This window comes from Rhodoplanes roseus (genome assembly GCF_003258865.1).
GTDB classification, from domain to species: domain Bacteria; phylum Pseudomonadota; class Alphaproteobacteria; order Rhizobiales; family Xanthobacteraceae; genus Rhodoplanes; species Rhodoplanes roseus.
This window is the reverse complement of the sequence record NZ_NPEX01000318.1, coordinates 1-5,050: the sequence shown is the minus strand read 5'-3', so window position 1 is coordinate 5,050 and position 5,050 is coordinate 1. Positions and strand designations below refer to the sequence as shown.

The window sequence follows — 5,050 nt, the reverse complement described above, 5'->3', positions numbered from 1 at the left end:
GCCCGCGTCGCGGGCCCATTTCGTTTTCGGAGCCGACTGGAGACGGATGTGGAGCGCAAGACGAATTCGGAGCGGACCTGGAGGCTGCTCGGCGCCGACCGCCGCGTCTACGACAGCCCGGTCCCGGGCACGCTCGGCGGCAACCGGCGCCTGAGGATCTACGGGCGGCTCGACTGTCCCAACGCGCGGCGCTGGCTGGCCAAGGGGCACTACGTCCAGACCCGCGTGTTCTTCGCCGACGCGCCGACCGCCATCGCGGCCGGCTACCGCCCGTGCGCCGTCTGCCTGCCGGCCGAGTGGCGCCGCTACAAGGCGGACCGCGGCGTTTAGGACGCCTGCGGCCCGGTCGCGGCCGTCAGCCGCGGGCGGCGGCCTCCAGCGCCGCGATGTCGAGCTTCACCATGCCGAGCATCGCGGTGGCGACGCGCTTCGCCTTGGCCCGATCGGGATCGCCCAAAAGCTCGCCGAGGCGGCGCGGGGTGATCTGCCAGGTGAGGCCCCAGCGGTCGCGCAGCCAGCCGCACTGCTCGATGGTGCCGCCGTCGCCCAGCGCGTCCCACAGGCGGTCGATCTCGGCCTGGGTGTCGCATTCGAGCATGATGGAGAAGCTGTGGTTGAACGGGTCGAGCGGCCCGGCCTGGGTCGCCATGTAGCTCTGGTCGCCGAGCGTGAAGCCGACCACGACGACGCTGCCCGCCGGCCCGCTCGGCGTGTCGGCCGGCAGGGGCGACACGAACCGCACCGACGACCCCGGCACCAGCGACACGTAGAACCGCACCGCCGCCTCGACGTCCTTCTCGAACCACAGATGCTGGATCACCTTCATGCCGTCCTCCCGTTGCCGTGCTGGCTTGGACCGTACGCAGCGAGGACGAACGAGGCGCCCGCATCCCGACACGGCGGGTGGATTTTTCGCAGCGGAGGCGAAGCGGCGGCGTCGTCGGGTGGGCCAAGCGAAGCGTGCCCACGCCGTCGGCGGATCGTCAGGTCGGTCCGCATGGGCGCGGCGCGTCCCGCGCCTTTGCCCAGCCTACGGCCCGTGGCAGCCTCGTCGCCACGGATGAGCGCAGCGAAACCCGGGCGCGCGTGCTCCTCTAATTGGTCCTGAGGCCCGCGGCGCTCGCGAGGGGCGGCCATTTCCGGGCCTCGGCGGCCAGGAACAGAGACAGCTCGTCGAGCGACATGCGCCTGGGTTCGTACCCCAGCTTGACCAGACTGGCACGAAGCTCCGACGAACCGAGTGCGTCGTTGATCTCCCGGTTGAGGCGGCCAACCACGGTGGCGGGCGTGCCGGCCGGAGCCAGAATCGCCGCCCAGGCGTCCGGATCGAATGCGATCTGAGGATACCCGGCCTCGGCCACCGTCGGGAGCGCCGGCAGATCCGCGCTTCGCTTGGCCCCGGTGAAGGCGATCGCCTTTAGTCTGCCTTCACGGATCAGGGGCAGCAACGTGGAGGTGGCCCCGAAATTCATGTCGATGCGGCCGGCGAGAAGGTCCTGCACGGCCTGTGCACCTCCCCGATACGGGATGCTGCGAATGTCCACGCCGGCGACGTGCTTGAGCGTCTCCCCGAGGATTTGCGGGGGCGTGTTCAGCCCGTATCCGAACGTCACGGTTCCCGGATGGGCCTTGGCTCGGGCGACGAGGCCCGGCAGATCGGCCGCCGGAAAATCCGCCCGCACGACCAGCACGTGGGACCACTGCGCAATCGCCGCGACCGGTGCGAAGCTCCTGATCGGATCGTACCCTGGATCCGAATAGAGCCCGTACAGATGGGAATTGATGATGAACAGGAGCGTATGCCCGTCGGGATCGGCATGGGCGACGGCTTTCGCGCCGATCGTGCCGCCAGCTCCCGACTGGTTCTCGATCACCACGGTGTGGCCGAGGCGATGCGACAGGTCCTGGGCGACGACGCGCGCCAGGGCGTCCACGGGCGATCCCGCGATGAACGGCACCACAAGTCTGATGCTTCTGCTCGGGTAGGTATCCTCCGCGCGCGTGGGCTCCACCGCGGTCCGCAAGGACATGATCAGGGCTGCGGCGAGAAGCACGATGATGGCGGCTCGTCTGGTCGCACCGAGGGGGGTGTGCATCACGGCGTCTCACAACGGGTGCTCTGGGCGGCGATTGGTCCGACGTCCGGTCTCACAGGCCGCATGATGTCTCGCTGAACATCGCCGGCCGGGGCCACGTCGCCTACGAAGCCGCGGCGCGGCGGTGCGCCATGACGCTACTGGCCGGCGGCAAGCGCGATCACCTCGTCGCCGGAGCCGGCGAAGAAGGACACGTTGTGCCAGGGCCGCGTGCCGAGCACGTCAGCCATCGCCCGCGCCTGCACGCCGTCGCGGGCGAACACGACGATGCGTCGATTGAAATCGTCGTCCGGCAGCGGCAGCTTCTTCAGTGCGCCCGACGTGAGATCCTCCGCCGGTGCGTTGTGCGCAGCCGCGACGGAGCCGCGGGCGAAGTCGGCGGCGGGTCGTCCATCGAGGAACACCGCCGTGCGATCCGCGCTGATGATCCGGGCGATCCCGCCGATCTCGATCGCCACCGGACCACCGAGTGCCCGCCACACCGGCAGTCCCAACTGGTAGCGCCGGACATTGCCGAAGCCGCTCTCCGCCAGTCCGTCGGCGAGGCGGCGGCTCGCCTGGCAGAACGGCCCGTTGCAGTAGAGGACCAGCGCCTTGCTCTTGTCCCCGGCGACCAGCCGCGTCACGGCGGCCACCGCCTCGGCCGGCGGAGCTCCGAGCAGATGCGCCCCCGGAATGTGGCCGGCGTCGAACTCAGCGCGCGTCCGCGTGTCGATCACGGTCGCGCTCGACTGCGCCAGGACCCTGCGCATCTCGTCGGTGCTGATCTCGGCCGTCTTGCCCTGCTCGGCGAGCGTCGCATGATAGATGCTGGCGGGTTCGCCGCGTGCCGGTGCAAGGCCGGCTGCCTGCGCGAGAACCATGGACGCCATGACGCAGATCGCGCCTCTCATCGGACGTCTCCCCATCTCTTGTCAGCGCCGCACGTCACGCGTCCGGCGAGGCCCATCCCATGTCGTCCGGGAGGGATCGTCCAATAGGATCGGCCGCGGGCTGCCCGCGGAAAAACCGCGGGGTCATGCGGTCCGGGGCCACAAGGGCTGGGCCAGCGGACCGAGCACGGCGATGAGCCCGGTGAGCGAGGCGCGGACGGCCCCGGCCAGCCCCGCCTCGTTCCGGAACGGGCCGGCCGATGTCGCACAGGCCAGGAACAGCGTGCGCCGCAGCGCCGGCATGACGATCGGCCGCGCATCGAGCGTCCCGGATTTGACCTCGTCGACGATCGAGAAGTAGGGCAGCACGCTCGAGGCCGCGCCGCGCAGGACGAGGTTCTTCATCGCCGCGACCGAACGCACCTCGTAGGCGACCGTGAGCTCGAGGCCGAGCTCCTGGGCGGTCCGCGCCACCACGGCGCGCACCGTGTCTCCCGCTTCGGGCATCGCGAGCGTCTCGTCCAGCATGTCGACGAAGGCGATCGGCGCGCCGGCCGGCCGCGGTCCGGGCAGGCTCGCCAGCACGAGATCGTCCTGCAGCAGTGCGGTCCGGACCAGGCCGGAGCGGTCCGGCACGTCGTAGCAGAGGATGTAGTCCAGCTCCTGCCGCGCCAGCATGTCGACCAGCACGTGGCTCATCGCCTCCGCCATGCTGAGGAACACCTGCGGGAGTTGCTGGCGGACCGTCACGGCCAGCTCGGTGCCGATGCTGAGCATCAGCGCCGGCGTGATGCCGAACCGGATGGTTTCGCTGTCGTCGCGCTCGCACTCGGCGACGTCCCGCCGCGTCTGCTCGACCAGCTTCAGGATGGCATTGGCCCGCTCGTGCAGCAGGTGTCCCGCCTTGGTCGGCTCGACGCCGCGCGAGTGCCGCACCAGCAGGGCGACACCGAGATCCTCCTCGATCTGTCGGATCTGCATCCCGAGCGCCGTCTGGGCGACGTGCAACTGCTCCGCCGCACGGGTCATGCTTCCGGCCTCGATCACTCGCACGAAGTACCTGAGCTGGCGCAAGTTCATGCGGGTCCCTGCCGGCAGAGACGCAATGGTCGACCGGCCGGCGCAGAAATGTCCATTGAACTTTCCGTGGCCGACCGCGCTGCAGATCGCCGGTTTGCCGGCGTGCGGCCTCGCGGTTTTAATGGTTGCTACCGCCCGTGCGCAGCCTCGTAGCCCGGGATGAGCGCAGCGAAACCCGGGGGGCGGCGATTGCCGGAGCAAGAAGGCCCCGGATTTTGCTTAGCTCAATCCAGGCAACGAAGAGGCCGGGCTACGCTTGCTGACACCCTGTCACGCCGCGGCGTCGGATGTCGACGTCGTGTCCCCGCGGCCGGCGAGCAGGCCGGCGACCGAGATGTCCTCGTCGAGGTGCTCCCAGTGGAGGCCGGTGCGGCTCAGCTCGACCCGCGCCCGGTCCTCGGGCGAGGCGCGGAGCAGCCGCGGGAACCAGGCGAGCGGCACGCCGAGGGTGCGGCCGTCCGAGAGGTCGACCCACATCGTGTGCTCGTCAAAGCGGACCGCCGTTGCCGAAATGCTCATGCCATGCCCTCAGGATCGCCGCGCGGTTCTCGGTGACGACGCGCAGGATATCCGCCAATTCGCGCGCATTGAAGCCGGAGCTGTCGGCGATCGCAGTCTCCGGCGCGAGCCAGACCTTCGCATCGCAGCCGCGTCCGTTGACATGGACGTGTGGTGGCTCGCGCGGAAGCCCCTCGTTCGAGAAGAAGAAGTAGCGAAGACCACCGTGGCGAAAGACGACCGGCATGCCGTGTCCTCGGTTCGGCGCGGGCCTCGGGGCGATTGCTCGTAAGCCCGGGTTGAGCGCAGCGAACCCGGGATGCCGCCGACGCCGGAGCAAGAAAGCCCCCGGATGTCGCGGGCGCTCCGGCCGGGCGAGCGAAAGGCGCGGCTGGCGTCGGACCAAGATAGTCCCGGATTTCGCTTCGAGACTGGGCAAGAAATCCGCTTCAGGCCTGGAGGGCCGAGAGTGGTCGCCGGCGGGCTTCGGTCGAGGCGATTTCG

General features: G+C 69.8%; 7 protein-coding genes. 1 reads left to right on the top strand and 6 read right to left on the bottom strand.

The window, feature by feature from the left end; genetic code table 11:
• The coding region (locus CH341_RS26955) for an Ada metal-binding domain-containing protein (protein WP_245431269.1) at positions 1–330 on the top strand (330 nt) is incomplete at its 5' end.
• 25 nt (positions 331–355) lie between these two features.
• On the opposite strand, the gene CH341_RS26950 is transcribed toward CH341_RS26955, so the two are convergent.
• From CH341_RS26950 to CH341_RS26925, 6 genes are all read right to left on the bottom strand, one after another.
• Entirely contained in the window at positions 356–826 is a 471-nt protein-coding gene (locus CH341_RS26950; protein WP_111422044.1) for a VOC family protein, read from the bottom strand.
• A 268-nt stretch (positions 827–1,094) separates the two neighbouring features.
• Positions 1,095–2,096 (bottom strand): Bug family tripartite tricarboxylate transporter substrate binding protein, encoded by a 1,002-nt coding sequence (locus CH341_RS26945; protein ID WP_111422043.1) that lies wholly within the window; start codon positions 2,094–2,096, stop codon positions 1,095–1,097.
• Positions 2,097–2,233: 137 nt separating this feature from the next.
• Positions 2,234–2,968: a rhodanese-like domain-containing protein gene (locus tag CH341_RS26940; protein ID WP_170149823.1), complete on the bottom strand. Its 735-nt coding sequence runs from the start codon at positions 2,966–2,968 to the stop codon at positions 2,234–2,236.
• Between the two features lie 144 nt (positions 2,969–3,112).
• The gene (locus tag CH341_RS26935) at positions 3,113–4,048 is read right to left on the bottom strand and encodes a LysR family transcriptional regulator (protein WP_111422041.1); all 936 of its coding nucleotides are present in this window, start codon (positions 4,046–4,048) and stop codon (positions 3,113–3,115) included.
• 270 nt (positions 4,049–4,318) lie between these two features.
• Complete coding sequence (locus tag CH341_RS26930) at positions 4,319–4,567, bottom strand: DUF2442 domain-containing protein (RefSeq protein ID WP_111422040.1); 249 nt, start codon at positions 4,565–4,567, stop codon at positions 4,319–4,321.
• Entirely contained in the window at positions 4,536–4,793 is a 258-nt protein-coding gene (locus tag CH341_RS26925) for a DUF4160 domain-containing protein (RefSeq protein ID WP_111422039.1), read from the bottom strand. The genes CH341_RS26930 and CH341_RS26925 overlap by 32 nt, the downstream gene beginning before the upstream one ends.
• Positions 4,794–5,050 lie beyond the last annotated feature (257 nt).

What these genes read in the sequence shown, in the direction of transcription:
- CH341_RS26950 (WP_111422044.1), bottom strand. Translation starts at nt 826, where the DNA reads ATGAAGGTGATCCAGCATCTGTGGTTCGAGAAGGACGTCGAGGCGGCG.
- CH341_RS26945 (WP_111422043.1), bottom strand. Translation starts at nt 2,096, where the DNA reads ATGCACACCCCCCTCGGTGCGACCAGACGAGCCGCCATCATCGTGCTT.
- CH341_RS26940 (WP_170149823.1), bottom strand. Translation starts at nt 2,968, where the DNA reads ATGGCGTCCATGGTTCTCGCGCAGGCAGCCGGCCTTGCACCGGCACGC.
- CH341_RS26935 (WP_111422041.1), bottom strand. Translation starts at nt 4,048, where the DNA reads ATGAACTTGCGCCAGCTCAGGTACTTCGTGCGAGTGATCGAGGCCGGA.
- CH341_RS26930 (WP_111422040.1), bottom strand. Translation starts at nt 4,567, where the DNA reads ATGAGCATTTCGGCAACGGCGGTCCGCTTTGACGAGCACACGATGTGG.
- CH341_RS26925 (WP_111422039.1), bottom strand. Translation starts at nt 4,793, where the DNA reads ATGCCGGTCGTCTTTCGCCACGGTGGTCTTCGCTACTTCTTCTTCTCG.